General features: G+C 64.4%; 26 protein-coding genes. 15 read left to right on the forward strand and 11 right to left on the reverse strand.

Annotation, left to right across the window (positions count from 1 at the left end; translation table 11 throughout):
* Window positions 1-12: 12 nt before the first annotated feature.
* Together CJU94_RS25205 and CJU94_RS25210 are read right to left on the reverse strand one after the other, a co-directional pair.
* Window positions 13-762: a hypothetical protein gene (locus CJU94_RS25205; RefSeq protein ID WP_095421369.1), complete on the reverse strand. Its 750-nt coding sequence runs from the start codon at window positions 760-762 to the stop codon at window positions 13-15.
* Window positions 763-895: 133 nt separating this feature from the next.
* A complete protein-coding gene (locus CJU94_RS25210) occupies window positions 896-1,087 on the reverse strand; it encodes a hypothetical protein (protein WP_095421370.1) in 192 nt (63 codons plus the stop codon).
* A gap of 186 nt (window positions 1,088-1,273) precedes the next feature.
* Here CJU94_RS25210 and CJU94_RS25215 point away from each other — a divergent pair, with 186 nt between their 5' ends.
* From CJU94_RS25215 to CJU94_RS25225, 3 genes are all read left to right on the forward strand, one after another.
* Window positions 1,274-1,594: a DUF4148 domain-containing protein gene (locus CJU94_RS25215; protein ID WP_095421371.1), complete on the forward strand. Its 321-nt coding sequence runs from the start codon at window positions 1,274-1,276 to the stop codon at window positions 1,592-1,594.
* Window positions 1,595-1,980: 386 nt separating this feature from the next.
* Window positions 1,981-2,175: a hypothetical protein gene (locus tag CJU94_RS25220; protein ID WP_095421372.1), complete on the forward strand. Its 195-nt coding sequence runs from the start codon at window positions 1,981-1,983 to the stop codon at window positions 2,173-2,175.
* 213 nt (window positions 2,176-2,388) lie between these two features.
* Window positions 2,389-2,850, forward strand: a complete 462-nt coding sequence (locus CJU94_RS25225; RefSeq protein WP_095421373.1) for a TerB family tellurite resistance protein — start codon at window positions 2,389-2,391, stop codon at window positions 2,848-2,850.
* On the opposite strand, the gene CJU94_RS25230 is transcribed toward CJU94_RS25225, so the two are convergent.
* Entirely contained in the window at window positions 2,826-3,704 is an 879-nt protein-coding gene (locus CJU94_RS25230) for a LysR family transcriptional regulator (RefSeq protein WP_095421374.1), read from the reverse strand. The genes CJU94_RS25225 and CJU94_RS25230 overlap by 25 nt on opposite strands.
* Before the next feature lie 120 nt (window positions 3,705-3,824).
* On the opposite strand from CJU94_RS25230, the gene CJU94_RS25235 reads away from it, so the two are divergent.
* Window positions 3,825-4,577, forward strand: coding sequence for a TerC family protein (locus CJU94_RS25235; RefSeq protein ID WP_095421375.1), 753 nt, complete (start codon window positions 3,825-3,827; stop codon window positions 4,575-4,577).
* A gap of 85 nt (window positions 4,578-4,662) precedes the next feature.
* Window positions 4,663-4,956 carry a TFIIB-type zinc ribbon-containing protein gene (locus tag CJU94_RS25240; RefSeq protein WP_095421376.1) on the forward strand — a complete coding sequence of 98 codons (294 nt, stop codon included), beginning with the start codon at window positions 4,663-4,665 and terminating at the stop codon, window positions 4,954-4,956.
* A gap of 52 nt (window positions 4,957-5,008) precedes the next feature.
* On the opposite strand, the gene CJU94_RS25245 is transcribed toward CJU94_RS25240, so the two are convergent.
* The 4 genes from CJU94_RS25245 to CJU94_RS25260 are packed head-to-tail and all read right to left on the reverse strand — an operon-like array spanning window position 5,009 to window position 9,440.
* Window positions 5,009-5,674, reverse strand: coding sequence for a DUF2894 domain-containing protein (locus CJU94_RS25245; RefSeq protein ID WP_244221073.1), 666 nt, complete (start codon window positions 5,672-5,674; stop codon window positions 5,009-5,011).
* Window positions 5,667-6,314, reverse strand: a complete 648-nt coding sequence (locus CJU94_RS25250; RefSeq protein WP_095421378.1) for an OmpA family protein — start codon at window positions 6,312-6,314, stop codon at window positions 5,667-5,669. Before CJU94_RS25250 ends, CJU94_RS25245 begins: the two co-directional genes overlap by 8 nt.
* Window positions 6,311-8,668, reverse strand: a complete 2,358-nt coding sequence (locus CJU94_RS25255; protein ID WP_095421379.1) for a DUF802 domain-containing protein — start codon at window positions 8,666-8,668, stop codon at window positions 6,311-6,313. Before CJU94_RS25255 ends, CJU94_RS25250 begins: the two co-directional genes overlap by 4 nt.
* A 10-nt stretch (window positions 8,669-8,678) precedes the next feature.
* A complete protein-coding gene (locus CJU94_RS25260) occupies window positions 8,679-9,440 on the reverse strand; it encodes a DUF3348 domain-containing protein (protein WP_095421380.1) in 762 nt (253 codons plus the stop codon).
* Window positions 9,441-9,797: 357 nt separating this feature from the next.
* On the opposite strand from CJU94_RS25260, the gene CJU94_RS25265 reads away from it, so the two are divergent.
* Window positions 9,798-11,030, forward strand: coding sequence for an NAD(P)/FAD-dependent oxidoreductase (locus CJU94_RS25265; RefSeq protein ID WP_095421381.1), 1,233 nt, complete (start codon window positions 9,798-9,800; stop codon window positions 11,028-11,030).
* On the opposite strand, the gene CJU94_RS25270 is transcribed toward CJU94_RS25265, so the two are convergent.
* Window positions 11,027-11,935 carry a LysR family transcriptional regulator gene (locus CJU94_RS25270; RefSeq protein WP_095421382.1) on the reverse strand — a complete coding sequence of 303 codons (909 nt, stop codon included), beginning with the start codon at window positions 11,933-11,935 and terminating at the stop codon, window positions 11,027-11,029. The genes CJU94_RS25265 and CJU94_RS25270 overlap by 4 nt on opposite strands.
* Window positions 11,936-12,085: 150 nt before the next feature.
* On the opposite strand from CJU94_RS25270, the gene CJU94_RS25275 reads away from it, so the two are divergent.
* The gene (locus tag CJU94_RS25275; RefSeq protein WP_095421383.1) at window positions 12,086-13,069 is read left to right on the forward strand and encodes an aldo/keto reductase; all 984 of its coding nucleotides are present in this window, start codon (window positions 12,086-12,088) and stop codon (window positions 13,067-13,069) included.
* On the opposite strand, the gene CJU94_RS25280 is transcribed toward CJU94_RS25275, so the two are convergent.
* Window positions 13,066-14,436 (reverse strand): putative bifunctional diguanylate cyclase/phosphodiesterase, encoded by a 1,371-nt coding sequence (locus CJU94_RS25280; protein ID WP_244221074.1) that lies wholly within the window; start codon window positions 14,434-14,436, stop codon window positions 13,066-13,068. The genes CJU94_RS25275 and CJU94_RS25280 overlap by 4 nt on opposite strands.
* Window positions 14,437-14,829: 393 nt before the next feature.
* Here CJU94_RS25280 and CJU94_RS25285 point away from each other — a divergent pair, with 393 nt between their 5' ends.
* Complete coding sequence (locus CJU94_RS25285; protein ID WP_095421385.1) at window positions 14,830-15,780, forward strand: LysR substrate-binding domain-containing protein; 951 nt, start codon at window positions 14,830-14,832, stop codon at window positions 15,778-15,780.
* Window positions 15,781-15,974: 194 nt separating this feature from the next.
* On the opposite strand, the gene mctP is transcribed toward CJU94_RS25285, so the two are convergent.
* Together mctP and CJU94_RS25295 are read right to left on the reverse strand one after the other, a co-directional pair.
* Window positions 15,975-17,456 carry a monocarboxylate uptake permease MctP gene (gene mctP / locus CJU94_RS25290; RefSeq protein ID WP_095421386.1) on the reverse strand — a complete coding sequence of 494 codons (1,482 nt, stop codon included), beginning with the start codon at window positions 17,454-17,456 and terminating at the stop codon, window positions 15,975-15,977.
* Window positions 17,453-17,650: a DUF3311 domain-containing protein gene (locus tag CJU94_RS25295; RefSeq protein WP_095421387.1), complete on the reverse strand. Its 198-nt coding sequence runs from the start codon at window positions 17,648-17,650 to the stop codon at window positions 17,453-17,455. The genes mctP and CJU94_RS25295 overlap by 4 nt, the downstream gene beginning before the upstream one ends.
* 260 nt (window positions 17,651-17,910) lie before the next feature.
* Here CJU94_RS25295 and CJU94_RS25300 point away from each other — a divergent pair, with 260 nt between their 5' ends.
* The 7 genes from CJU94_RS25300 (at window position 17,911) to CJU94_RS25330 (ending at window position 25,567) form a co-directional block, all read left to right on the forward strand.
* Window positions 17,911-19,320: a cache domain-containing protein gene (locus CJU94_RS25300; RefSeq protein WP_095421388.1), complete on the forward strand. Its 1,410-nt coding sequence runs from the start codon at window positions 17,911-17,913 to the stop codon at window positions 19,318-19,320.
* A 2-nt stretch (window positions 19,321-19,322) separates the two neighbouring features.
* The gene (locus tag CJU94_RS25305; protein ID WP_095421389.1) at window positions 19,323-19,970 is read left to right on the forward strand and encodes a response regulator; all 648 of its coding nucleotides are present in this window, start codon (window positions 19,323-19,325) and stop codon (window positions 19,968-19,970) included.
* Window positions 19,971-20,084: 114 nt separating this feature from the next.
* Complete coding sequence (locus tag CJU94_RS25310) at window positions 20,085-20,630, forward strand: hypothetical protein (protein ID WP_095421390.1); 546 nt, start codon at window positions 20,085-20,087, stop codon at window positions 20,628-20,630.
* Window positions 20,631-20,789: 159 nt separating this feature from the next.
* Window positions 20,790-22,736 carry an arylsulfatase gene (locus tag CJU94_RS25315; RefSeq protein WP_095421391.1) on the forward strand — a complete coding sequence of 649 codons (1,947 nt, stop codon included), beginning with the start codon at window positions 20,790-20,792 and terminating at the stop codon, window positions 22,734-22,736.
* Between the two features lie 7 nt (window positions 22,737-22,743).
* On the forward strand, window positions 22,744-23,826 hold the full coding sequence (locus CJU94_RS25320) for a formylglycine-generating enzyme family protein (RefSeq protein WP_095421392.1): 1,083 nt from the start codon (window positions 22,744-22,746) through the stop codon (window positions 23,824-23,826).
* Window positions 23,823-24,617, forward strand: a complete 795-nt coding sequence (locus tag CJU94_RS25325; protein WP_095421393.1) for a MetQ/NlpA family lipoprotein — start codon at window positions 23,823-23,825, stop codon at window positions 24,615-24,617. The genes CJU94_RS25320 and CJU94_RS25325 overlap by 4 nt, the downstream gene beginning before the upstream one ends.
* Window positions 24,611-25,567 (forward strand): hypothetical protein, encoded by a 957-nt coding sequence (locus tag CJU94_RS25330; RefSeq protein WP_425272226.1) that lies wholly within the window; start codon window positions 24,611-24,613, stop codon window positions 25,565-25,567. The genes CJU94_RS25325 and CJU94_RS25330 overlap by 7 nt, the downstream gene beginning before the upstream one ends.
* Window positions 25,568-25,579 lie beyond the last annotated feature (12 nt).

Below are 25,579 nucleotides of genomic sequence, written 5' to 3' on the forward strand. Positions count from 1 at the left end.
GCCGGCCGGGAATCAGACGTTGACCGCTGCCTTCCTAATCCGCCGACGCTCCAGCCAGTTGCGTATCTGACCTGCGGCGAACGCGCTCATCAGCAACGACAGATACAGCATGAGGATATCGTGGCGCCATACGTCGAGCGCCACCTGATGCGCGACCAGTTTCGGATCGGGCCGCAACGGCACGGCACTGATTGCCACGACTGCCTGCTTCATCCGGATAAAGCCCGCCGCGGACAGCACCGGCAACAGAACCAGCAGCGCGACCAGAACTGGCTTCGCGCGGCGCGCCATCGCATGATGACGCAAACGCAGCCACAGCCCGAGGCAACCGTGCAACCAGCCCGGCGCGAGCAATGCAAGCTGCAATCCCTGCGTGCCGCTGGTGATGAGCGATATCACAATGCGCTCGTAGTTCGGTTCAAAGCCGTAGAGCGACGAGGCAAGCCGGGTGGACACGGCATGGCGGATCAGCAGCAGCGGCAGACTCAACCCCGCCCATAGCCGGACCCATTCAGTGAGCGGAAGCGTCCAGTAGCGGCGCCCGTAGATGGTTCGCAGTGCCAGTGAAAAATGCAGTAACGCCGCGCCATAGAGCAGCACCGTTCCAGGCACGCTACGCCATAGCCGCAGCGCCAATACGAGAGCGCGCCCGGCAAGATCCAGCGACCAGATCCCTAGTGCGTGATTGACCAGATGCAGAAAAAGGTAAATCAGCAGCACCACACCGGACACGAACTGAAAACGGCGCAGTAGCGTATGCACTGTCGATTCCCGGAGATTGTGCGCAGACCGGCTCCGCGGCCGCCGGAGCAGCGATTTCGCCTCGCGTCCGGTGGCCCGCAAGAAGTCAGCCGGGGACGGCGTCCGCCCAGCCCGGTTACGTGTTCGAGTCATGTCAGGCCCTACCTGCGGGCCGTTCCTGCCGGTCGCCGCCCGTTTTAGGGTTCACCGTCGTATGGCGAACGGCATCGGCGAATTTCTGCAACGCGGACAGCGAACCGCAAACGCTGTGGTACTCCTCCCGCCCTATCCTGGCGTCGAGAATAACCGCCATCCCCGATTGACGGGCCATGTCGATGATGTCCATTTGATCACCCCCATTCGTGTCTTCACGACTGTAAGACGGCGCATTTCACGTCGTTATTCCCGCGCCTCCAATGAACGCGCCACCCGGAATAAAAAATCCATCCGGATGGTTTACCGGTTCAGAGCGTGCTGATGCCGACTCACGTCGAGTTCGAGCATTTGCGCTCGCACATTAAGGAGTATCGACATGAGACTGATCCCGCTTAACCGGCTCGCTGTGCGGGCCCTGTCCGGGGCACTCGCCGTGAGCGCGGCCCTTCTGCTGACATCAAACGGTGTCTACGCGCAAACGTCGCCCTCGCCCGGCACGCACCCGCTCACGCGCGCCGAAGTGCGCCAGGAACTCGTGGAGCTGGAAGCCGCCGGATATGACCCGTCCCGAGGCGATGACAGCAACTATCCCGCCGACATTCAGGAAGCGGAAAGAAAAGTCGCCGCCATGCACGCGGCCCAAACGAATGCGCTCAATGACAATCAGTCGGCCATGCAGACCATGCCCATGCATTGACGGCGACGCCGTACCGGAGAACCGGCGGACCGCCGGTTCCCCGTTTGACTGACGCCGCAGCCGACAAAACGGGGATCGCGAAGGGGCTGCAAGCAGAGCGGCGAGCGATCCGCTTCGAAACGCCGACCGGAGGCTTGGCTTCACCGCTTTAATGAAGCCGCGTCGGCGTAGAAACTGTTGCCGTTCAACAGACAGCATGGCCATTCGACTGTCGGGTTTGCTGCACCAACCGGCTTCCTTGCCGCGTGCTCCTCATGGCGGGCATCTCCTTTGTTATCAGCGGTTTGGCGGTCTAAAGCCGCGACTGGCACGTCCTGTGCACGACGGTCATCCGAGCACGCACAACCGTGCTCGCCCCCCAAAGCCACTATCCCAAGGAGCACGTCATGAAAGAACTGAAGATCGACGAGTTGCATCGCAACGAAGAAATGTCCTCTTCCGACATGGCCCGTATTGTCGGAGGAACACCGAAGGAGCCTGTCGGCAAACCGACGCATATCGACGCCATGAACGGCGTCCTGACATTCGGCGACGGCTCGAAGTGGTCGATGGACCTCAACGGCAAGCTCCATCCGCTTTAAATCGACAAAGCTCATCTGGTTCTCCGGTGAGAACGCAGGAAAACTCCACTTCTCACCGGTAACCCGTCGATCACCTCTAGCGTAAATGGCTCACTGGAAAGCTTCGGTTTTTCCGAACCTTCCCTTCGCAATTAACAGGTTTATCCGATCCCGGGCATGCCGCAGACTGGGGCTCATCTTCACTACGGACATTGTCCGCGAAAGGACCCGATCATGCGCACCTATCCCCGTAACAGCCCCCAAGCCGCGGCACGCATCGTCGCGTTGGCCCTCACCTCCGACGGCCATGTCAGCAGCGCGGAAGAGCGTGTGCTGGACCGATTGAACATTGCTGGCGAACTCGGACTCGCGCCGGCGCAGTTCGAGCAGATCGTGCAGACGCTGTGTGAGGACCACTCGGTCGCCCAGCCCTCGTTCGCGCCGCCGGTGGGCCATCTCGATCCGGCCATGCTCACGAGCCTGATCGACGAGATCGACGATCCCGCGCTGCGTCGCAAGGTGATTCGCCTGTGTGTGGCCGTGGCGGTCGCCGACGACCATCTGGCGGACAGCGAAATCGCCTTGCTTGCCGCCGTATTGAACGCGTGGGGCCCCAATCTGACGCCGGCGGCGAGACGGCAGGGTCTCCCCTCGCACGTGCTGCGCGGTTATCAGCGCGCGGCGGCCACCACCTGAGACGCGAGCCCGTGATGCTGGCCGCGACGCGAGCGGATGGCATGGATCTCTTCGATCACGCCGTCCGCGCGGCCGAGCCAGCGCAGCCCCCGCAGCAGCGACAGGTCTTCCGCGCCCAGTTCCGCGAGCGGAAACACGCCGAGGCCACGCGCGGCGAACACCGCCATCAACGCGCTGTCCTCGAATTCGCCGACGATGCGTGGCCGGATGCCCTGCGATTCGAACCAGCGGTCGAGCCTCGCGCGCAAGGCGGCGTGCCGGGTGGGCAGCAGCAGAGGCACCTCCGCGAGGCATTGTGGAAAGCCCGCGCGCGCGGATTTGCGGACGATCTCGGTCGGCCCGTACCAATCCACCGGCGAGCCGGCGAGGCGCTGGCTCAACACGCGCAAGTCGGCATTGTGCGGCGCCGGCTGGCAAGCGAGCACGAGATCGAGCCGGTGCAAGGCGAGCTCCGACATCAACTCCGCGTGCTCGCCCTCGTGACACAACAACCTGAGCGACGGCGTGCCGAGCACCGGCGCCAGCAGCGCGTGCGCCGCGAGCTTTGAAATGCCGTCGGAAAGCCCGACGGCGAGCCGCGCCACGCCTTCGCCGCCCGCCTCGCGCATGTCGTCGAGCAGCGCTTCGCCGAGCTGAAAAATCTGCTCCGCGCGATTGAACGCCGTTTCGCCGGCTTCCGTCATCGTGACGCCGCGCCCCGCCGGCTTCAGCAATTGCCGACCGATCGATTTTTCCAGCTCACGCACTTGCGCGCTGATGGTCTGAACCGCCATGTCGAGCCGCTCGGCCGCGCGCGCAAAGCCGCCCTCCTTCACGACGATCCAGAAATAGTACAGGTGGCGGTAGTTGAGCATGGTTGAACACTTCGAAAAAACCGATATGTCGATCAGCGTATCACTGATTTATCCGAAATGCCGAGAGGACGATCATGACGCTATTCCAACGTTACCCGCCTCTATTCACCTACCGACACCATGGACTTCCTGCTCACACTCGTTACCGACCCCGCCGCATGGGCAGCGCTCCTCACACTGGTCGTGATGGAAATCGTGCTCGGCATCGACAACCTGATCTTCATCTCGATCCTCAGCAACAAGCTGCCGCAAGCGCAACGCGCACGCACGCAGCGCCTCGGCATCATGCTCGCGCTCGTGCTGCGGTTGGGTCTGCTCGGCACGGTCGCATGGATCGCGCAGTTGACCGCTCCCGCCGTCACCCTATTCGGCCACGCGTTTTCGTGGCGCGATCTGATTCTGCTGGCCGGCGGCCTGTTCCTTGTCTGGAAGGCCACACGTGAGATTCACCACCACGTGGTCCATGCCGAAGAAGAACGCGACAACCCGAGCAGCACCGTGCAGTTGACCGTGGCAGGCGCGATCGGCCAGATCCTGTTGCTCGATATCGTGTTTTCGGTCGACAGCATCATCACGGCGGTCGGCATGACGGACCATATGCCGATCATGTTCATCGCGGTGATTAGCGCTGTGCTGGTCATGCTGTTCGCAGCGAGCCCGCTGTCGCGCTTCATCGATCGCAATCCTACCATCGTCACGCTTGCACTGAGCTTCCTGCTCGTGATCGGCATGACGCTGATCGCGGAAGGTTTCGGCTCACACGTGCCGAAGACTTACATCTACGTGGCGATGGCGTTCTCCGCGTTCGTCGAGGCGATGAACATGCTGGTGCGCCGCGCGAAATCGAAGCGCGCGCTCGGCACCGGGCAATGACCGGTAGCGCCAGAAGGTTTTTTCCGGATCGGGCGGCTCGCCGGATCGAGCGTTCGATGCCTTTGTACTCTTGAGGAGCGACACCATGAAATGCCCTGTATGCAAGACCACCGACCTGCTGATGACCGAACGCCGCTCGATCGAAGTCGACTACTGCCCGGATTGCCGCGGCGTGTGGCTCGATCGCGGCGAGCTCGACAAGCTGATCGCACAGGACGCGGCGAGCCACGAGGTGCCGGCCGCCACGCGCGCGAGCCGTGAGGGCCACCGGGACTGGGGTCACTCGCACGACAGCCAGCGCGGGTACGACGACCGTCGAACGGACTATCGGACGCAGAAGAAAAAGCGCTCAATTTTCGACGTGTTCGATTTCGACTGAGCGCCGCCAGCCAGGATGAAGGAAGCGCCGGCGTATCCCGGCGCAAATAGCGTCAGCGCGCTTTGCCGCGGGCGCTCTTGCCGGCGTTGCCGGCGCGAGGCGCATCTTTACCCGCCGGCGCCGCGCCACCACTGATCTGTTCCATCCACGACAAGGCGTCGACATAGGAGAGGAACTGCTTCAGATAGCCCGGCGACACTTCGCGCATCAGCGAGAGCGCCCGGTGTACGAGACTGCTCGAGTTGAGCGGACCGGCGTTGCCGGGCACCTGCTCCAGCGATTGCCGCATCTGCTTCTCGGTGCGGACTTTGGACCAGACTTCCCTGAAGTAATCGAGTTCCGCGAGTTCCGGGTACGTGGCGGATCGCGGCGAGCCGAGCGTCGCGAGGACATGTTGACGCGCGATGGCGTCGACCAGGCTCTTCAGTGTTTCTTGAGCGGGCTCGTCTGCTAACGCCGAGCTGTCTGGGCGGGCACCGGCGTCGCCGCTGTCAGCCGGAGGTGTCGCGCCCTCGATCTGCCCGGCATAGGCCTCCAGCAGACCGGCCAGCCGGTCATCCAGAATCCGTCGCGCCTCGCCGCTGTGCCCGGCCGCGCGCCGCGCCAGCGCCTCGATGAAATGGAAGCGCACCGGATCCACCCGGTCGGCGCCGCGCTCGCGCCACGCGTCGAGCGTCGCACGGGCTGCGCTTGCCGGATCGCTATCACCATTACTCACGAGGCTTCCCCGGCGAGGTCGACGGCCGTGGAACCGGCGCGATTTCCACGCGCCGGTTTTTGGCGCGTCCCTGCTCGTCCGCATTCGAACTCACGGGTTGCCCGGAACCGAACGCGGCGGCAAAGAGCGACGAGGCGGGCACGCCGTCGTCGATCAATGCGCGCGTGACCGTCAATGCGCGCTGCGCCGACAGCTCCCAGTTGTCGGCAAAGCGACGGTTGCCTTCGCGCAAGCGCTGGTCGTCGGTAAAGCCGCTCACCATCAGGATTTCGTCATTGGCGCCGAGATACGCGGACAGCGGCCCGGCCAGACTCTTGAGCAGATCCCGGCCTTGCGGCTGCAATTGCGCGGAGTTCAGCGCGAACAGCACATTGCCGCTGATGCCGATGCGGCCATTCACCAGCGTCACGCGCCCGGCTGCCAGCGGGCCGGCGAGCGCCTGCTCCAGCGTCTTGCGGCGCTGCGTTTCGAGCTGACGCTGCTTGACCTCCTGCTCCAGCTTGTTCGACAGCTCCAGTTGCACGCCTATGACGCCCACCAGTATCAACACGAAGGCGCCGAGCAGCACCGACATCAGGTCGCCGAAAACCGGCCAGATCGGCGCGACCTGCTCCACGCCGCCGTCGATGTCCTCGCTCATGCCGCTTCAGCTCCGGCTGGCGCGCGCCGGCCGGCGAGCTGCTGCAGGTCTTCGACGATCTGCTTCTGCGACATCACGCTCAGGTCGATGACTTCCCGCGCTTGCGCCACGTAATACGCAAGCTGTTCGTCGCTGCGCGCGAGGGATTTGTCGAGCGCGGTTTCGATACGCTGCAGATGCGTGACGAGCTTGTCGTTCGACTCGCCGAACACTTGCACGGCGGCGCCGAACGCTTCGCCGAGGCTCGCCACTTCGACGGCGCTGCCGGTGACTTGCGCGGCCACCGAGCCCAGCTTGCCGGTTTCGAGTTCGAGCCTGTCGGTAAAGCGCGTCCCCACGCGCTCCAGCAAATCCGCCGAAGTGGCGACGAGCGCGTCGACGGCCGTGCGCTGCTCGGTCGACGCATGGTTGACGGCATCCAGCAGGGTTTCCAGCGTTGCCAGCAAGCGGCTGCGCTCCTCCAGCATCGCGGTGTCGCGCACCATGCTGTCGGAGAGCTTCTGGCGCAGTTCGGCGACGACCTCGGCGGCGGCCTTGGGTGCTTCCGAAGCCGCCTGCACGAGTTGGCCGATCTCGGCAATCGTGCCGCTCGCGTGCGCCTGTGTCTGGGCCGAAATATCGCGCGCGGTTTGCGCCAGCGTCTCGCAGATTTCCTGCTGGCGGCTCGCGGTGCGCGCGCCCGCCTGCTCCCACTCCTTGCTCAACGTCGCGGCCATCGCGCCGAGCGCCTCGGTCCAGGCTGCCAGCCTCTGCTGATCCCGCGAGACCAACTCGGCCTGCAGGTTCGCCGCGGCCTTCGGCGCTTCCGCTGCGGCCTGAACGAGCCGCTCGATCTCGGCAATCGTGTTGCTCGCATGCGCCTGCGTCTGAGCCGAGATGTCGCGCGCCGTTTGCGCCAGCGTCTCGCAGATTTGCTGCTGACGGTCCGCGGTGCGCGCGCCCGACTGTTCCCATTCCTTGCTCAACGTCGCCGCCATCGCGCCGAGCGCCTCGGTCCAGACGGCGAGCCGCTGTTCGTCCTTCGAGGCCAATCCGGTCTGCAAGTCCGCGTGCGACTGTCCCACGCCGCGCAGCAGCGACGCCGCGTGCTGCTCGAAGGTCGCGGCGGCCGCCGCCAAGGCTTGCTGGTTGCTGGCCGCGAGCTTCTCGCCGACGTTTTCCTGGCGCGACAGCGCCTCGTTCCAGGCCTGCGATACGCCGCCCGCGGCGCTTTCCAGCCGTGCGGCCACGCCGTCGAGCAAACCGGCCGAGCGTTGCTCGAAAGTCTCGGTGAAGCGATCCAGCGAGGCGCGCAGGCGCTGCGCCAGTTCTTCGCTCGAACGCTGATGTCCCGCCAATGCCTTGTTCCAGAGCTCCGCGACGGTCGCGGTGCTCGCCTCGAAGCCGCTCGACAGGCCGTCCAGTTGCCGCTGCACGGCGTGCGTGACGGTCTCGTGCAACGCGGCCGTTTCGCGCGCGAGGCCGGCCATCGTGGCTTCCATGACCGGCTGCAACGCCGCGCCGGCGGCGCGCGTGCTGTCCGCCACGCTGGCCTTCAACGACTGCTCGACCGAGCCGGCGAGGCGCGTGTAAGTGGCCTCGGCCCTCGCGTGGAAAGCCTCCTGGCTGCCGAGCTGCCGCTCGTTCAAGGCGAGGCTCTGCTGCTCGATGGCCGTCATCATCGTCTGCAGGCGGTCGACCAGCGTCGGCATCACCTCGGCCTGACGCTGCAGCAGCCTGAAGGCTTCTTCGCGCTGATGGGTCTGCGAGTAGATGCGCAGCGTCGTGGCGATCTTCACGTCGAGCATCTGCGCCGCCTGCAGGCGCTCGCGCCGGCACAACGCGGACAACAGTCCGAGCATGGCGGAGCTCGCCACGCCCGCAATCGAGGTGCCGAACGCAAAGCCCAGCCCCTTGACCGGCGCGGCCAGCGAGGCGCGGATCGCCTGCAGGTCGGTGGCGCTTTCCAGCGCCATGCCGGTGCCGCGCAGAGTGGCCACCATGCCGAGCAGCGTGCCCAGCATGCCCAGCAGCACCAGCAAGCCGACGAGATAAGGCGTCAGCGCCGGCCCCGGCAAAGCCACGCGCTCACCCTCGACGCGCAGGCGCACCGGATTACGCAGGCTGGGATGCAAGGGTTCGAGCCAGGCGCCGAGGCCCAGCGGCGGCGCGGACAGCCCCGCGACGGCGCGCGTCAGCGTGCCGGTAGCCTCGCGGTAGCGGTGCAGCTCGAGCGCGCCCGCCACGTAGCAAGCGCCGATCAATAAGGTGACGGCCAGCGCCAGCGGGTTCGAACCAAGGTAGCCGGCGGCGATCCAGCACACAGCGGCCAGACCTGCCAGAAACACAACGAGATCAATACGATATCTGGACATAGTGTCCCAGTTAGCTGGCGCGAAGGGCGGCGAGCAACCCTTCGACCGGTTGTAAACGAATATCCAGTTCGGCAAGCAACACGCTCTGCATATCCTTGCGGAACAGGTTCAGCCATGCGCCCGGCGTGAGGGCCGCTGCGTTGCCGGAGGCGTCGCTGGCGGTGTCGCCCGCGGCCTCGGCGGCGGCCAGCGCCGCCTGCTCGGCCCCGCGCAAGCGCTCGAAATGTCCAGCGAGCAGCACGGGCACGGCAGCGAGCAGATTGCGCTCGCGCTCGCTCAACGCCCGCTCCATCACCGCGTCGACCACCGCGAGGCGCGCCATGGCAGGCGTTCTGGCCGCCAGCATGGCTCGCAGCCGGCCGCGCAGATTGCCGATGCCCGTTTCCATCGACTGCTGGATGGCAAGATAGCGCTGACGAAACACCGCGTAGTCGGCCGCGGGCTCCGTGGGCGCGCCGCCCGAGGACGCGTGCCCGTGCCGCCGCGCGGCGGCGAACACGCTATCGCCCGTGATGGCCTTCGCCAGCGAGCTGCGCGCGCGGACGTAGTCGGCCTCTTCGGCGCTGCCGAAGGCTCGCGCGCCGGCGGCGACGGCGGGCGGATTGCCGTTCAGCGCCGAGGACAGCGCAATGGCGTCGGTCCAGCCGAGCCATTGGCTGAGCCGGTCCGAGAGCGATTGCCTAGATTCGGGGACGTCGGCATCCGCGAGGCGCGCCAGTAGGCGAACGAGCGCCGGGCCGCTGAGCGCGGTGCGCTGGGGGGCTTGCAACATACCACCGGAGTCAAAAAAGTCAGCAGTTTACACGGTGACGGGACCGGGGAGGCGACCGGGCGATCCGTCGCCGCTGCATGAACGGTATTTCAACGTCGCGAACGCCCCTCCCAACGGCCTTTCCCCCGCGCCGCTGCGGCCGGTTGCGCACCTGCTGAAGCGACGCGCGCCCGCTCGCCGGAAGGTTCTCGCGCATCCCGTGTTCCATGCCGGCTTCGCCCTGCCATGCGGACGACTCCATGTAAGATGAACGCGCGCTTTAACGCGCCTGTGGACGGCGCTGCGCGACCCGACTGCCGGTCGGCGGAGCGGGGACATCTTCGAACAAAGTGACTTCAGGCGAGGCACGTCAATAGAATGAAATTCGATACCGTTGTGCTCGGGGCGGGCATTGTCGGCGTGTGCGTCGCCTTGCATCTGCAAAAGCGCGGCCGCCAGGTCGCGTTGGTCGATCGCAGGCTGCCCGGCAATGAGACCTCGTTCGGCAATGCCGGGCTGATCCAGCGCGAGGGCGTTTATCCCTATGCTTTTCCTCGCGGGTTCGGCACGTTGCTTCGCTATGCGCGCAATCAGTCGCCGGACGTTCGCTACCATGCCGACGCCATCTTCAAGGCAGCGCCGTTCCTGTGGCAATACTGGCGCAACTCTCACCCGGCGCGGCACGCGGAAATTGCGAAGTCGTACGCCACGCTGATCGAGCACTGCGTGAGCGAACATCGAGCGCTCGCCGCCGAGGCCGGCGCGAGCGCGTTACTGCGCCCGATCGGCTGGATGAAGGTGTTTCGCACCGAAGCGGTCCGGGACAAGGAGATGCGCGCTGCCGAACAGTGGCATCGGGAATACGACATCGAGTTCGAAACACTCGACGCCGGCCGCCTGCAGCAGATCGAGCCCGATCTCGACAAGACGCTGGTCGGCGGCGTGCGCTATCCGCAATCCGATTCCGTGAGCGACCCGAACGCACTCGTCACCGCATACGCGAAATATTTCGAAGCGCTGGGCGGACGGTTCTTTATCGGCGATGCGGACACGCTACGCGATGGCTGGCAGGTCGATACGGAGCAAGGAACGATCTCGGCATCCTCCGCGGTCGTGGCGCTCGGGCCGTGGTCGGAGCGTGCGAGCGCGCGGCTGGGTTACCACCTGCCGCTGGCGGTCAAGCGCGGATACCACATGCACTACGCGCCGCAGGGGAGCGCCCGGCTGCATCACCCGGTGCTCGATGCGCAGAACGGCTACGTGCTGGCGCCGATGGCACGCGGCATCCGCTTGACGACGGGTGCGGAAATCGCCCACCTCGACGCGCCGAAAACACCGACCCAGCTTGCCGCCGTCGAGCCGGCCGCCCGCGCGCTATTTCCGTTGGGCCAGCGTCTCGACGACGAACCCTGGATGGGCCGGCGCCCGTGCACGCCGGACATGATGCCGATCATCGGGCCCGCGCGCAAACACGACGGCCTGTGGTTCGCGTTCGGCCATGCGCATCATGGGCTGACGCTAGGCCCGATCACCGGGCGCCTGATCGCCGAAATGATGACCGGCGAAGCCACCGTAGTGGACTCGCGGCCGTTCAGCGTGGAGCGCTTCTAACGGCACGCCTCGCCGCTCGCCCACTCCCGCACCGCCTGCGCGAACAGCCGCAGTGCGGTGGGTGGATGGCGATTGGCGGGGTAATACAGGCACAGCCCCGGAAACGAAGGACTCCATTCGGCCAGCAACTGCACGAGCCGGCCCGAAGCCAGATGGTCCGCGGCCAGCTGGTCCGTCACCCAGGCAATGCCGATGCCGGCCAGCGCCGCCTCGACCATCAGGTTCAGATTGCCCAGCGTCATCGGCCCGTCGACATCGAGGCTGGCGCTTTTGCCGCGATATTCGAGGTCCCATCGGTAGAGCGCGCCGCTATCGAAGCGGAAGCGGATACAGCGGTGCTGCGCGAGATCGTGCGGCGCTTGCGGTTCGCCGTGACGCGCGATGTAATCCGGCGAGGCCACGGCGATGAACCGCATGTCAGGGCCGAACCGGGTGGCGATCATGTCGCGCGGCACGTCCTGCAAGACACGAATGCCCGCGTCGAAACCATCGGCCACGATGTCCACCAGCCGCGTGTCCACCACGAATTCCACGTGAATGTCCGGGTATGTCGCGAGGAAACCAGGCAAGACCTGCTGAACCAGCGGCCGGGCCGCGGATTCGGACGCGCTGATCCGGATCGAGCCCGACGGACGATTGCGCGCGGAGGCCGCCTCGTTCACGGCGTCTTCGAGATCGGCGATGGCCGGCCCGACGCGCCGCAGGAGCTGTTCGCCCGCCTCGGTCAACGCCACCGAACGGGTCGTGCGGTTGAACAGCCGCACGTCGAGACGCGCCTCGAGCCCGCGCATGGCGTGGCTGAGCGCCGAGGGCGACACGCCCAGCGTGCGGGCCGCCGCGCTGAAGCTGCGCTGGTGAGCAATGGCGACGAAAGCAGTGAGTTCGGACAGACCGGCGCGCAACATAAATGAATTCCCCTCATAACCCCTTGCGATTCTAGCCGGATTGTTGAGCGACACACATCTGCTTAAGCTTGAGGCCCATGAACATCGCTCGACGTGTCTGCCCTACCGGCGGCAGAGCGACGCGGGCAACATCCGCAAAGGAGAAAGGACGTGCAAAAACGCAAACTGGGCAATAGTGGCCTCGAAGTGTCCGCAATCGGTCTCGGCTGCATGGGTTTGAGCTTCGGCTACGGCCCCGCCACGGAGAAAGCCGCGAGCATCAAACTGATTCAGTCCGCTTTCGAGCAGGGTGTGACGTTCTTCGACACCGCCGAGTGCTATGGACCGTTCATCAACGAGGAACTGGTCGGCGAAGCCGTGGCGCCGTTTCGTGACCAGATCGTGATCGCCACCAAGTTCGGCTTTCAGGACGGCGATTCGAAGAAACCGAATGACAGCCGGCCCGAGCGTATCCGTGCCGTCGCCGAGGCATCGCTCAAACGCCTCAAGACCGATCGCATCGATCTTTTCTACCAGCATCGCGTCGATCCGAACGTGCCGATCGAAGAGGTGGCCGGCACGGTCAAGGACCTGATCCGGGAAGGCAAGGTGAAGCATTTCGGCCTGTCCGAGGCCGGCGCGCAGTCGATCCGCCGCGCGCACGCCGTGCAGCCGGTGGCCGCGTTGCAAAGCGAGTATTCGTTGTGGTGGCGCGAGCCCGAGCAAAAGGTGCTGCCCACGCTCGAGGAATTGGGCATCGGCTTCGTGCCGTTCAGCCCGCTCGGCAAGGGCTTCCTGACCGGCGCGATCGACGCGAGCACGACCTTCGACTCCACCGACTTCCGCAACCTCGTGCCGCGCTTCTCCGAAGAGAACCGCCAAGCCAACGCGGGTCTCGTCGAAGTGCTGGGCCGGCTCGCCGACGCGAGGGGCGCCACGCGCGCGCAGATCGCGCTGGCCTGGTTGCTCGCGCAAAAGCCGTGGATCGTGCCGATTCCGGGGACGACCAAGCTGCATCGGCTGGAGGAAAACATTGGCGCGGCCGCGGTCGAACTGTCGGCTGATGATCTGACGGCTATTGAAACCGCGCTGCGGGATATCGAAGTGGCGGGCGATCGATATCCGGCCCAGTGGCAGCAGCGTGTCGATCGTTAAGCATCGCTCGGGCGCACGGCGCACCATTTACTGCCGAGGTCGGCGTCCGACAGCGCGCGGCCGAACTCCGCCGCGTCGGCCGGACGACTGAAGAAGTAACCCTGCAGCATGTCGCAGCCCATCTCGAACAGGGCCGTTGCCTGTTCGTGCGTTTCCACGCCCTCGGCTGTCGCCGTCAAGCCGAAGGCGTGCGCCATCGCCACGAGCGAGTGCGCGATCGCAGCCGAATCGTGATCGTGCGGCAAGCCTTCGACGAAAGAGCGATCGATCTTCAGGTTGTGCAAAGCAAAGCGCTTCAGATAGGACAGCGACGCATAACCCGTACCGAAGTCGTCGATGGAGAGCTTGACGCCAAGCTTCGCAAGCGCCGCCATGGTCGCCGAAACCGCTGGATCATCCGGCATCAACACGCTTTCCGTGATTTCCAGTTGCAGCGCTGATGCAGCGAGTCCGCTGCGCTCAAGGCACGCGGCAACGTGCCGCACGAAACGTTCGTCGAACTGGCGCGGCGAAATGTTGACGGAGACAGCCAGATGCGGCGCAAGGCTCCAGCGCCATTGCCCGGCCTGGGCGCAAGCCTGTTCCACCACCCAGTCGCCGATACTCTCCATCAGACCGGCTTCCTCGGCAACCGGTATGAACTCGGCGGGCGCGACGTCGCCCAACTCGCTGCTGGTCCAACGCAGCAGCGCCTCCGCGCCCACCGTCTCACCCGAAGCACTGTCGACTATCGGTTGATAAACGAGCCTCAGTTCACCCGCGCCCAGCGCGCGGCGCAACAACGCCTCGACCTTGAAGCGTCGTTGCAACTCGCACTGCATCTGCGCCGTGAAAAAATGCGCGCGGCTGCGGCCGCACTGCTTTGCGTGATGCATCGCGAGGCCCGCGTCGCGAATCAGCGCGGACGCATCGCAAGCTTCATCGTCGGAGCGGGCGATGCCGATCGCGACGCCCACGTAGTACTCACCCTCCGCGACTTCGAACGGCGTTTTGAAAAGCTCGAAAATCTGCTGTGCGAAGCCACCGATAGTCAGGGGATTGCCGCGGTCGTCGATGACGATAAGGAAGCCGTCGCCACCGATGCGCCCCAGCAAACCACGTCCACCGATCAAGCCGGCCAGCCGGCTCGCGACGTCGCGCAAGACGTAGTCGCCGAGATCGTAACCGCCGAGATCGTTGATCTTGCCGAAGCCATCCAGATTGACGAACAGGACGGCGACGCGAGCTGCGCGCTGCGACTTCAGCAATTGCTGAAGACATTGCGCGATGTAGACGCGATTGTGCAAGCGGGTGAGCGAGTCCAATACCAACGCATAGCCCGCGTGGTGAACGGCGTCCAGCTGGACGTTACTAGCGCCGCGGCGCATAGGAAGTTCGGCTTCGTCATGAGGCGAACGGGAGACTGAATCGCTTGCACACACTTGCATGCGGGCAATGGTCGCAGGGTGAGTCATCTTTGCACTCCAGTTCTTATACTTCGCCCGGGAAAAACGGCCGGAAAGGGGTGGTCGATCGTAGCTGCATCGACTCCTCGGGCCATCGTGCATGAGTGACTCTCGCCGATGCACATACCGAATTAACCTATAGAATCGGAGCCTGGAGACTTGGGTCGGCTGCTCGGCGTGAACGGCTCGGTGCTGGAAGTCGTGGCAGTGCCGCCACGATATCCCGGCATCGTCCGCGCGCAAACGGGTCGTCCGAGTGAACGCGTAAAGCAAAGGTGAACACCTTGCCGCACGCCGCACAAAACATACAATCAAATGAAAATTCACCAGTTACGTGCGCTTGTCGCCATTGCGGACGCGGGCAGCGTCCGCGGGGCCGCGAGGCTGCTCAATTCCTCGCCCGCTGCCGTCACTCAAAGTCTTCAGTACCTGGAAGAAAACCTACGGATGCAGCTCGTCGCCCGCACTTCGTCGGGCGTGACACTGACAGAATGCGGGCAGACACTGCTCGCCCATGCGAGGCTCATCGTCGCGCAGATGACGCGCGCGCATCAGGCCGTCGACGCGCTGCGGGGCGATCTGCGCGGGCGCCTCTCGATCGCCGTGACGGCATGGGTTGCGATGACGTTTCTCCCCGAGGCGGTAGCACGTTTTCGCGAAAGAATGCCGGGCATCCAGCTGGAGGTCTTCGAAGGCTTGCTCGCAATCGCCAACCCGCGCTTGCGCGACGGCAGCCTTGACATCTACGTCGGCCGGCAAACGCCGGGGACGGCTAATGGCGAGTTCAGTTACCGGCCACTGTTTTCTTCGAGCCTCGCCATCGTCGCGCGGCAGGATCATCCGCGGGCGAACAGCCGGTCGCTTGCCGAGCTGCTCGATGTCGACTGGCTCGTCGCGCTGGACCCTGAAACAGACGGACAGGCGCCGTACAGGATGTTCTCGCGGCACGGCTTGCCCGCGCCGCGCAGCATTCACTTTCTTCACTCGCTGACGGTCGCGCTGCCGCTGCTCAACCGCATGGACATGGTCAGCATCTTTCCATGGCCGCTCATCGAATTGTGCGCCGCCCGCGACGGCTTATGCGCGATCCCCGTGCGGGAGCAGCTCGACGAGTCGACGGTGGGGATCATTACGCGCGCCGGCCAGCCATCCGACGCGGCGGCGAGGTGCTTTATCGACTGCCTGATCGATACGATCCGCGACGAGTCATGGGCACGCACGCCGGACACGCTCCGCGCGACGCATTCGGTGGAGATACTGGTTTAGCGGCTGACGCGCGGCTCGAGGTGCGCTCGTGCGCGGCGCAGAGCACCTGGCGTCAGAGCAAGGTCTGCGCTGCGTTTTTGCATGCTTGCGCCCGCGTCTGACAAACATGGGCGCCTTGCTGGCCCACCAGCACACGCAAAAAAAAGCCGCGAACAGCAACGTTCGCGGCGTTCTTTTACCTGGCCATCGATCCGTCAGGCAGTCACGGCCACTCTGCGCGGCGACAGCACCGACACGACGAAGCTCACGACGATGTTCGCCACCAGCGCGATCAAGCCGATATAGACCGGATATACCGCATCGCCGACATGCAGCGCGAACACCGGCTTGAGGCCTTGGGAAATCGCCAGCCCGGTGCCGATCACAATCCCGAGCAGCCAGCCGAGGAACAGGCCCTGCGTATTCAAACGACGCGTGTACAACGAGAACACGATCGCCGGGAAGATCTGCAGAATCCACACGCCGCCCAGCAGTTGCAGGTCGATCGCATACTGCGTCGGCAGGAACACGATGAACAGCAGCGCGCCGAACTTCACGACGAGCGAAACGATCTTCGCCGTGGAAGCCTCGCCCTCAGGCGAGATGTTCGGCGAAACCAGCGGACGCCACAAATTGCGCGTGAACAGATTGGCCGCGCCGATCGACATGATGGCCGCGGGCACCAGCGCGCTGATCGCAATCGCCGCCGCCGCGAAGCCGACGAACCACGACGGGAACAGCGTATTGAAGAGCGCCGGCACCATGTCCGAAGCCGACTTCACATGCACGCCGGCCGCAATCGCCATATAGCCGAGCAACGCGATCAGACCCAGCAGCAACGTGTACGCCGGCAGGAAGATCGCATTCTTGCGCACCGTATTCGCCGACGACGACGACAGCACCGCGGTCATCGTGTGCGGATACATGAAGGCCGCCAGCGCCGAGCCCAATGCCAGCGACGCATACGCGGTGAATTGCGTCGGCTTCAGAATGATGCCGGTCGCGCCGCCCTTGGCCTTGAAGTACGTATCGGCCGCGTCGAACACATGGGCGTAGCCGCCGAGCTTGGCCGGAATCAGCCACACCGCCGCGATCACGACGATATAGATCATGATGTCCTTGACGAACGCGATCATGGCCGGTGCCCGCAGGCCGCTCGCATAAGTGTAGAGCGCGAGAATCACGAAGGCGACGATCAGCGGCATTTCGCCGGTCACGCCGAGCCCCTTGATCACGACCTGCATGCCCACCAGTTGCAGCGCGATATACGGCATTGTCGCGACAATGCCGGTCAAGGCGACCGCTGCCGGGAACCACTTGCCGCCGTACTCGCCCTGCACGTAGTCCGCTGCCGTGATGTGGTTTTTCGCGTGCGCGATCTTCCACAGTTTCGGCATCACCGCGAACACGAACGGGTAGACGATGATCGTGTACGGCAACGCAAAGAAGCCATACGCGCCCACCGAATAAACCAGCGCGGGCACGGCGATCACCGTATAAGCGGTATAGAAGTCGCCGCCCACGAGGAACCACGAAATGACCGTGCCGAACTGGCGGCCGCCGAGGCCCCATTCATGCAATTGCGTGAGATCGCCGCGCTTCCAGCGGGCGGCAAAAAAACCGATCACGGTGACGAGAACGAAGAACGCGATAAAGACGGTCATCGCAACCGGATTCACAGGATTCACTTCGCTCATTTGACACCTCGGTACACGACGTAAATCAGTAGCGAGGTCAACGGCACCCACAAGAACTGATACCAGTAGAAGAACGGAAAGCCGGCGAACGACGGACGCGTGTCGTTATAGAACGGCAGCCACAACAACGCGATGTACGGGATCAGCAGGGTCAGCCATAGCCATGAGCGGCCGGCAGGTTGGGAGGTCTCCACAAACTTCTCCTAAGTCTATTATTGAAACCGCGCGCCGCGACTCGTGGTCCGGCACGCGGAAACCGGCTAACCGATATGGGACGGCAAAACCGGCATGCGCTCTTTGCGTCGCGCCATGCGCGCAGCGGCAGGCGCAACCGCCCGCAAGGCGCATTACGCTGCGGGGATGTAGTATTCGCCTTCGTAAGCGTCCTTACAAGCGCGCAACTACGTAAGCCGGCTACGTAATAATACGTAGCCCGTCGGCCGTCTTTTCAACGATGAAACTCAAAGCAAAGATTGTCCTGCTGGCGATCGTGCCCTTTCTGGCCGCCATCGCCAGCATCGAAATCGGCGTGCGTCAGGAAGCCACGGCGCTGGCCGAGACTCAGCACGCGACCACCCAGGCCGCGTACATGGCCAGCAAGGAAATCGAGCTCAAGCACTACGTGGAGCTCGCCACCACCGCGATCGCGCCGCTCTACAACGCCGGCCAGGAGAACGCGCGTGACGACGCGATGCTGCGCACGCGCGCGCTCGAGATCCTCGAGAAGATGGACTTCGGCAAGGACGGCTACTTCTTCGTGTATGACATGCACGGCCGTTCGTTGATGCATCCGCGCGAGCCCGACCTCGTGGGGCGCGACCTTTGGGCGCTGCGCGACCGGCAAGGCGCGCTGACCATCCAGCAGTTGCTCGCCGCGGCCTCGCGCGGCGGCGGCTATGTGCGCTACCTGTGGCATCGTCCGTCGACGGGCAAAGTGGCGTCGAAACTCGGCTACGTGGTGCCGCTGGAACGCTGGGGCTGGATGATCGGCACCGGCATTTATCTCGACGACGTGGACAGCACGCTCGCGCATATCGACGAAGGCGCGGCCGCCAACATCGATCGTACGATGAAATGGATCGACGCGATCGCCGTGGCCGGACTCGCCGTGATCGCGCTGTGCGCGCTCGTGCTCAACGTCACCGAATATCGCAGCGCGGACGCCAAGCTGAAGCGGCTCGCGCAGCAGGTGGTGGAGTCGCAGGAAAACGAACGGGCGCGTCTGTCGCGCGAGCTGCACGACGGCATCAGCCAGATGATGGTCTCCGTCAAGCTGCTGCTCGAATCCGCGCTGGCGCGCTTCGAACGCAGCGAAGTGCGCGTACCCGCGGCCGAAGCCGCGCTCACCACCAGCCTCACGCGGCTCGGCGACACCTTGCGCGAAGTGCGGCGCATTTCTCACGCACTGCGTCCGTCGATGCTGGACGACCTCGGCGCCGCAGCCGCGCTGGAACAGCTCTCGCGCGAACTCAGCGAGCAGTCCGGCATCGAGATCGGCTTCACGCAGATCGCGCACACCCACGCCGCGGTTTTGCCGGACACGGTCAATACCGTGCTGTTCCGGATCGCCCAGGAAGCCCTGACGAATATCGTGCGGCATGCGCAGGCCTCGAGCGCCGCGCTGACCCTGGAGGTGTCGCGCGACGCCGTCACGCTGAGCATCACGGACAACGGGCGCGGCTTCGACGTGGCGCATGCCTTCGTCGGCCGGCGCTCGGGCGTGGGGCTGCGCAATATGCGCGAACGGCTCGAAGCACTGGGCGGCACGCTGTCGCTCAGTTCACAGGCCGGCCACACCCTCGTCACCGCACGCGTGCCGCTGGGCTCGACCGAGCCGACATTGCCGGCCTTGCAGGAAACCTGACCATGAACGACACCTCGCCCGCTATCGCCCGTCTGATTCTCGTCGACGATCATCCGCTCGTGCGCGACGGTCTGCGCGCGCGGCTCGAAGCGGTGCGCAACCTCGAAGTCGTCGGCGAAGCCGGCAATGCACAGGAAGCGCTCGCACTCGCCGCGAGCGCGGAGCCTCATCTCGTGCTGATGGACGTCGGCATGAACGGGATGAACGGCATCGCGCTGGCCGGCATGTTTCACGAACGCTTTCCGGCGATTCGCGTGCTCATGCTGTCGATGCACGACAATCTCGAGTACGTGACCCAGGCAGTCCGTGCTGGCGCGAGCGGCTACGTGCTGAAGGACTCGCCTGCCACCGAGATCATCCAGGCAATCGGCGCGGTGCTCGAAGGCAAGCAGTTTTTTAGCGCGGGGCTCGGGGCACGCCTGATTCAGGCCTCGGCGATGCAGTCGCCCGTCGAACGGCTCACGCCGCGCGAGCGCGATATTCTCGATGCGCTCGCGGAAGGCTTGTCGAGCAAGCAGATCGCTCAACGCAACGATCTCTCCGTGCGCACGGTGGAAACGCACCGGCTGAATCTGAAACGCAAGCTCGATATTGAAGGTCAGGCGGAGTTGATCAAGTTCGCGGTTGAGAACCGGCGCACCAGCCGGTAAAGATCTGACTGACGCCGACCGGCAAAGCGCCGCCTGATCGGCACTGCCCCCATTCAAAGTATTACCGTCGTACCGTTTAATCCACTCAACGCCCGAACACTGGAGCTGACGACGATGAAACGCTCGATCCGATGGCTGAGGCTAGCGAGTCTGCTGATCTGTTTCCCGGCCACTCATTCGCACGCCGAACCTGCGCGTCTGAATCGTGGCCACGACCCGTTCTTGCAGATCTCTCACGCAATCAGCGAGTGCCCTGTGCCGTTGGGCCCACTCGAAACCGAGCGGGAGTGGCTGGACGACAGCCACTACCGGATCGAACGCGGCAATAGCTGCTGGGTGGAAGGCCGCTGCCGTCTGTCCAATGCGTATCTGTACGACGCGGAAATCGCCGACGCCGTGCAGCGGCGCCTCGCCAACATCGAGTTCTCCACGCACTGGCGCGAACAGTCGACCCTCTGGCTGACACTGCAACGCCGCTTCATCTACGTGCAAGGCTGCGTTGCACCAGGTTTCGACAAGCCGGCCTTCCTCAGCGAACTCGCAAAAACCGCGGATGTCGAGCGTGTGATCGATGACACGACGAACGACCCGCACGCCGCACGTCCTCCCTACAAAACGCTTGCAGACCCCGACAAGCCGGTGCTCGATCCTGGCAACTAACCAGATCAGTCGACGGGCGATAGCGGCGTGCGCGTGATATCCGGTCTCACGCTGCAACGCCTATATCGGCAATCGAACATAGCAACGCAGAAATCGAACTTTGTCCGTTTCTACGTCGTTGCTACTATCGGCGACCCGATATATCCGGTCAGCACAACAATGACAATACGACGATCGCAGCGCCCCTCTCTTCGCCCTCGCCTGATCGGCGCCGCCGTGGCCAGCCTCGTCGTCCTCGCATCCTGCGGCGACGACAACCTGCCTGGCCCGACGCCCACACCTGTTGTCGCGCAAAAACGACCGAACATTCTGTACATCATGGCCGACGACCTCGGCTATTCCGACATCCACGCGTTCGGCGGCGAAATCAATACGCCCAACCTCGACGCGCTCGTGCAATCGGGCCGCATCCTGACGAATCACCATACGGGCACCGTCTGCGCGATCACGCGGTCCATGCTGATCTCCGGCACCGACCACCATCTGGTCGGCGAAGGCACCATGGGTGTGCCGACGGACGAGCGCAAAGGGCTGCCGGGTTACGAGGGCTATCTGAACGACCGCGCGCTGTCCGTTGCGCAATTGCTGAAGGACGGCGGTTATCACACGTATATGGCCGGCAAATGGCATATCGGTTCGGGCATTGTCGGCAGCACCACCGGTGGCGGACAGACGCCTGACCAATGGGGCTTCGAGCACAGCTACGCGCTGCTCGGCGGTGCCGCGACCAATCACTTCGCGCACGAACCGGCGAACTCGCAGAACTACACCGAGGACGGCAAATACGTGCAGCCCGGTCAACCTGGACAACCGGGCGGCGCGGGCGGTAGCCCCGCGGTGTTCTATTCGACCGACTTCTACACGCGGCGCCTGATCTCGTACATCGACTCGAACAAGGGCGACGGCAAGCCGTTCTTCGCCTACGCGGCCTACACGTCGCCACACTGGCCGCTGCAGGTCCCCGAACCTTATCTGCACAACTACGCCGGCAAATACGACGCCGGTTACGATGCGATCCGCAACGCACGCATTGCGCGGCAAAAAGCGCTCGGCATCATTCCGAACGACTTCGTGCCGTACGGCGGCGCATCGGAAACGCTCGTCGCGACCGCGGCCACCGCGAACAACGGCACGGTGAACGCGAAGTACGTGAGCGCCGTGCATAGCGCCGCGCAAGGCTATACCGACTATGGCCCGGGCACCGTGAACAAAACGTGGGCGAGCCTCTCGCCCGCCGAGAAGAAGGCCCAGGCGCGTTATATGGAAATCTACGCGGGCATGGTCGAAAACCTCGACCACAACATCGGTCTGCTGATCCAGCATCTGAAGGATATCGGCGAGTACGACAACACGTTCATCATGTTCCAGTCGGATAACGGCTCGGAAGGCTGGCCGATCGACTCCGGCGCCGATCCGACCGCGACCGACACCGCCAACGCCGCCGAGCCGATCTATTCGGCACTCGGCACCGACAACGGCAAGCAGAACGCGCAACGTCTGCAATACGGTCTGCGCTGGGCCGAAGTGAGCGCCACGCCGTTCCGGCTGACCAAGGGTTATTCGGGCGAAGGCGGCGTCTCCACGCCGTTGATCGTGCATCTGCCGGGTCAGACCACGCAGAAGCCGACGCTGCGCGATTTCACGCACGTGACCGACAACACCGCGACGTTCCTCGCCGTCGCCCAGCTTGCGCCGCCCACGCAGGCCGCGCCGCCGCTCGTCAATACGCTGACAGGCGTCGACCAGAACAAGGGCAAGGTGGTCTATAACAACCGCTACGTGTATCCGATTACCGGACAATCGCTGCTGCCGCTGCTGAACGATCAGGCCACAAGCGCGGTGCACGCCGCTTCGTTCGGCGACGAAGCTTATGGCCGCGGTTATCTGCGCAGCGCCGACGGCCGCTGGAAAGCGTTGTGGACCGAACCGCCGCTCGGCCCCGTGGACGGCCGCTGGCAACTGTTCGACATGAGCACCGACCGTGGCGAAACGCAGGACGTGTCGACGCAGAACCCCTCGGTCATCGACGGTCTCGTGCAGCAGTGGAACAACTATATGAGCAGCGTCGGCGGCGTCGAGCCGTTGCGTCCGCGCGGTTACTACTGAGCGCGCAATGACCGTCCGATTCAAGCTGAAGAAAAGCGCGGCGCTTTACGGCGTCTACGCGGCGATCGCCACGGTCGCGTTCGCCGCCGCTTTCACCGCCGCGACGGCCGCTTCGGCGGTCTTTAGCGGCGCCCAACAAAGCGCATTCGACAACCTCAACAAGTCGCGCCCGCTGGCCGCGCTCGGCTCCGAGCAGCAATGCGCGCGCTACGCCGGCCTGCCCTCGCGCTGGCGCGAAGATCCGAAAGCCGGCATGGTACATCTGCACGGCGGCGACTTCGTATTCGGCAGCAAGCTCGGTTACGAAGACGAGCGTCCCGCCGGCGACGGCAAGACGCGTATTGCCGGTTTCTGGATCGATCAGACCGATGTGACGAATGCGCAGTTTGCGGCATTCGTCAAGGCCACCGGCTATGTCAGTGACTCGGAGCGACAAGGCGGCGCCGTGGTCTTTCATACCCCGACACGCGATGAGATGAACGCACGCGAGCTCGCCTGGTGGACGTGGGTGAAAGGCGCCGCGTGGAATCATCCGACAGGACCCGGCAGCACGCTCGAAGGCCGCATGAACCAGCCGGTGACGATGGTCACGCAAGCCGATGCGCTGGCCTACGCAAGCTGGCTCGGCCGCGATCTGCCGACCGAGGCCGAGTGGGAATACGCGGGCAAAGCCGGCCGCGAAGGCGCGGACCTCGATACAGCGCCCCGCGACGAACACGGCAAGCCGAGCGCCAATTACTGGCAAGGCGTGTTTCCCGTGCTCAATACGAATGAGGACGGCCATGTCGGTCTTGCGCCCGTCGGCTGCTATGCCGCCAATGATTTCAAGCTTTACGACATGATCGGCAATGCGTGGGAATGGACCAAAGATGTTTATAGCGGTCCACACCAGTCGCACACCAATGGCGACACCGCCGCGGTCGCGCCGCTCAGCCGCAGGCACGACACGCCGGTGGTCATCAAAGGCGGCTCGTTCCTGTGCTCGCGCGACTATTGCGTGCGTTATCGGGCCGCCTCGCGCGAACAGCAGGAGGCGGACTTGCCGGCGTCGCATATCGGTTTTCGCACAGTGTTGCGGGACGCGTCATGAAGCCGCGCCTGTTTGCAACGGCAGTGTTGCTCATGGCTGCGACGATGGCTCAGCACGCGCAGGCGGCCGCATCGCGAGTCATCAAGGTCGGTGTGACGGCGGGCGCGCACGCGCAGATCATGGACGAAGTACGCCGTGTCGCCGCCGATCGCGGACTCACGCTCGACGTGGTCGTATTCGACCAGCCCGAGCGTATCGACGCCGCGCTCGCCGCGAAGCAGATCGACGTGGCGAGTTTCGAAGACGAGCCGCGCCTGGACGCCCAGCGCAAACAGCATGGTTACGCGCTGACGAGCGTGGCCACCACCGTGACGTTTCCCATTGCCTTATATTCGCGCAAACTGGCGAACCTCGGCCAGTTGCAGCGAGGCGCGACGATCGCGATTCCCGACGACCTCGAAGGCACCGCGCGCGCGTTGATCCTGCTGCAGAACTTCACGCTGCTGACGTTCAGGGACATCGCCGGCTTGCACGCGACGCTCGCCGACATCACGAGCAACCGTCTGAACCTGAAGATCCGCCAGGTGCCGCGCACTCGTCTATTCGACACATTGAACAATGTGGCCTTCGCCGTGATCGACAGCGACGACGCGGCTCGTGCGGGTCTCTACCCGGCGCGCGACAGCCTCGGCCTCGAAGATGCCCGCTCGCCCTACGCCAACGTGTTGACCGTGCGCGAGGCCGACTGCACGCAGCCTTGGGTCACGCAACTGGTGGCGGCTTACCATTCGAACGACGTCGCGCATTTCATTCTGACGCGCTATCAGGACTCGGTGCGCCGACCGTGGTGAACGCCTTCTCGTTCGCCTGCACGGGGTGCGGCAAATGTTGCAACAGTCCGCCCACCATGTCGCTGCCCGAGTTGTTCTGCCATCGCGGCCGGTTCATCGGCTGCCTCGCGATCGGCCGTGTGCCCCGCAGGCGTATAGGAGACCGCGTGCGCGCCTGGGGGCACGAAACCGTGCTCGACGCGGCCGATATCGCCGCCTTCGATTCGATCGCCCACACGCTGCTTTATCGCGCCGGCGACACCTTCAGCATCATGTCGCAGGGCTACGACTACCCGTCTTTGGCACGTTGCCCCGCGCTAGCGGAGGATGGACGCTGTGCCATCCATCTTTCCGGTAAGCCGCTAACGTGCGAAGTGGTGCCGCTCGATCCGCTCGTGCCGGACCAACTTCAACATCTGGTCCTCGCCGGGCGCAATCAGAGCGCTTCGTACATTGGCGCCAATTGCATTCAGGAAGGTGAACGCACCGACGCCACATTAATGATCGCGCAAGGCGAGATAAAAGACGCGAATGCGAGGGATGCTCTGGCACGCCGCCGCCGTGAACTCGAAAGAGAACGAGAAGTGTGGGGCCATGCCGTATTCGAATCGCTGCGTAAAGACCTGTTCGAGTCGCCCGCAGCATTGGCGCGGATTGCGCCCGGCGGCTTTCTGACCATCTCCATCGTGCCGGCGTTACTGGCCGTGGCCGGTATGTCCGCGCATTGCCGACAGCTATGCCTGAACTATATCGACAGCCAGCTCGCATTGATCGACCGCAGCATCGCGCAAGCGCTTTTGCGACGCCGCCTGGAAGATCGACCGGTGACTCAGGAATTGCGCGGATTCGCTCAGGCATATTACCGTGCGAAAGCGCTTCTTGCGACACCGCTTCCCGCTATGGGAGCAGAGAGCGGCCCGCCCTCCTCCCTATCGAACATCGAAGCCTATCTTTCCGGCGCGGATCATTAACCAGAAGATTGG

This window comes from Paraburkholderia aromaticivorans (assembly GCF_002278075.1).
Classification (GTDB): domain Bacteria; phylum Pseudomonadota; class Gammaproteobacteria; order Burkholderiales; family Burkholderiaceae; genus Paraburkholderia; species Paraburkholderia aromaticivorans.